Raw genomic sequence first — 2,419 nt, 5'->3', positions numbered from 1 at the left:
CAAGGCATCGTTGATCAGGCCGTTGTTGCCCAGCAGCAGCGCCCAGCCGAGGGTGCGCACCACCACCGAGATCAGCAGCGGCCCGAGCACCACGACCAGGAACAGCGACCGCCAGCGCGGCGCCATGCGAGCGATGATGATGGTTTCCGGCACGCCGATCAGCACGCACAGCAGGGTCACCGCCAGCGCCATCCAGCCGGTGCGCAGGAAGATTTCATGGAAGTAGTCGTCCTTGAACACTTCGAGGTAGTTGCCAAGGCTGTAGACCGGGATCACGCCTTCGCTGTCGCTGTACAGGTTGACCGACAGCACGGCGGTGAGCAGCAGCGGCGCCAGCAGCAGCGCCATGAACACCAGCAAGGCCGGCCCGCACAGCAACCACGGCGCGGCGCCGACGTGTTCGGCATCATACTTGGCCATGGGAAACCTCACGATCAAGCAGGCGCAGGTCGTCGTCGGACCAGTCCAGGCCGATTTCGCTGTCTTCGCCGGGCGGTGGCGTGCCGAGGTTGGGCTGGGTGAGGTGCACCATGCCCAGGTGGCTTTCCACGGCGATCAGCCAGAGGTTGCCGAGAAATACCCGCAGGCGGATACGCCCGTTCAGGCGCCCGTGGCCGGCGGTGGTCAGGCGGATTTTCTCCGGGCGGATGTAGACGTTCACGTCATTGCCCAGCGAGCGGTCTTCGTGTGGCACATGCAGCAGCGTGTCGCGCACCTGCACGTTGCAGCAGCGGGCATTGCGGGCCTGCACGGCGCCGGCGAAGGCATTGGTCTTGCCCAGGAAGGCCGAGGCGAAGGGCGAATGCGGGCGCTCATAGGCTTCGAACGGCGTATCGATCTGGACGATGCGGCCCTTGTGCATGACGGCGATACGGTCGCTCATGGTCATCGCCTCGACCTGGTCGTGGGTGACCAGGATGGTGGTGATGCCGAGGCTGCGCTGGATCGCCCGCAGTTCGATGTGCATCTCTTCGCGCAGCTTGGCGTCGAGGTTCGACATGGGTTCGTCGAGCAGCAGCAGGTTGGGCCGGATGGCCAGTGCCCGGGCGATCGCCACCCGTTGCCGCTGGCCACCGGACAAGGCCTTCGGGTAGCGCTCGCCGAGGCCGCCGAGGCGCACCAGGTCAAGCGCCTCGGTGATGCGCTTGCCGCGTTCGGCCTTGGGCACGCCGCGCATTTCCAGGCCGAAGCTGATGTTCTGCGCCACGCTCATGTGCGGGAACAAGGCGTAGCTTTGAAAGACGATGCCCAGCCCGCGCTGCTCGGGCCGTACGTGGGTAATGTCGCGGCCATCCAGGACGATGCGCCCTTCGGTGGGCTGCACGAAGCCGGCAATGGATTGCAAGGTGGTGGTCTTGCCGCAGCCCGAGGGGCCGAGCAATGCGACGAACTCGCCGTGCCGGACCTCCAGGTTCAGGCCATCGATGGCCTTGAAGCTGCCGTAGGTCTTGACGATACCTTCAAGCGTGAGAAATGCCATTGGCTTGCCACGCAGGCACGGGCCTGCGCCTCCAGGTGGGATTCGGGAAGGATCGGACTTGCCAGAGGGTCAGCGTTCGACCGTGCGGTTCCAGCGCGTGGTCCACTCGCTGCGTTTCTGGTTGATGGTGTCCCAATCGACCTTGATCAACGCGCTGACTTTCTCTGGACCATAGGGCATCCGCGCAGCGATCTCGGGCTCGAGCCTGACGGTCTGGTTGACCGGCGCGAAGCCGTTTTCCCGGGCCTGGATGGCCTGGATTTCAGGTGACAGCACGTACTGGATGAACTGCTGCGACAGTTCGGGCTGGGCGTTGGGGGTGACGCCGCACGCCGCGATCTGCAGGGCGATGCCGCCCTCCTTGGGGTAGATGAATTTCAATGGGAAGCCGGTGCCCTGCAACGCCACCGCGCGGCCGCTGCCGTAGACGGCCATGACCACGTCGCCATTCTGCATCATGCCGTCCATCTCGCCCGGCGCGGAGACCCAGGCCAGTACGTTGGGGCCGATTTCATCCTTCAATGCCTTGAAGCCGGGGTCGATGTCCTTCTCGCCGCCGCCGCGCAGGCGGGCCATTTCGACCAGGGTGTGCAGGCCGTAGGTGTTGGTGACCGGGGGCATGCCGAGCAGTTGCTTGTAACGCGGGTTGGTCAGGTCCTCCCAGGAATCGGGCGCTGCCCAGCCGCGCTTTCTGAACGCCTCTTCGTTGTAGCCGATGCCGGTGGCGACCACGCCGACGCCGGTGGCTTCCGGGCTGATGCGGGCCAAGGGATAGAGGTCCTGGTACACCGGCGCATCGCTGAGCTTTTCACACAGGCCCATCTGCAGGGCCTGGTACATCGGCCCGTCGTCCATCATCGCGACGTTGATCTGCTGGCGGCCCTTCTGCGCCTGCAGCTTGGCCAGGGTCTCGGTGGAGTTGCCGGCGACATACACCAC

Annotated in this window: 3 protein-coding genes; all 3 read right to left on the bottom strand. The window is 65.3% G+C overall.

Annotated features, from left to right (window positions below):
- On the bottom strand, positions 1–420 hold a 420-nt coding region (locus tag VJS90_RS09995; RefSeq protein WP_414704926.1), incomplete at its 3' end, for an ABC transporter permease.
- Positions 407–1,480, bottom strand: coding sequence for an ABC transporter ATP-binding protein (locus VJS90_RS09990; protein ID WP_324121501.1), 1,074 nt, complete (start codon positions 1,478–1,480; stop codon positions 407–409). The genes VJS90_RS09990 and VJS90_RS09995, both read right to left, overlap by 14 nt.
- Positions 1,481–1,549: 69 nt before the next feature.
- On the bottom strand, positions 1,550–2,419 hold an 870-nt coding region (locus VJS90_RS09985; protein ID WP_324121500.1), incomplete at its 5' end, for an extracellular solute-binding protein.

Source organism: Pseudomonas sp., assembly GCF_035277045.1.
Lineage (GTDB): Bacteria > Pseudomonadota > Gammaproteobacteria > Pseudomonadales > Pseudomonadaceae > Aquipseudomonas.
Note: the sequence above shows the minus strand (reverse complement) of the source record. Positions and strands in the feature narration are given on the sequence as shown.

Bases quoted from the DNA above. Each gene is read 5' to 3' on its own strand.
- VJS90_RS09990 (WP_324121501.1), bottom strand. From the start codon at position 1,480: ATGGCATTTCTCACGCTTGAAGGTATCGTCAAGACCTACGGCAGCTTC.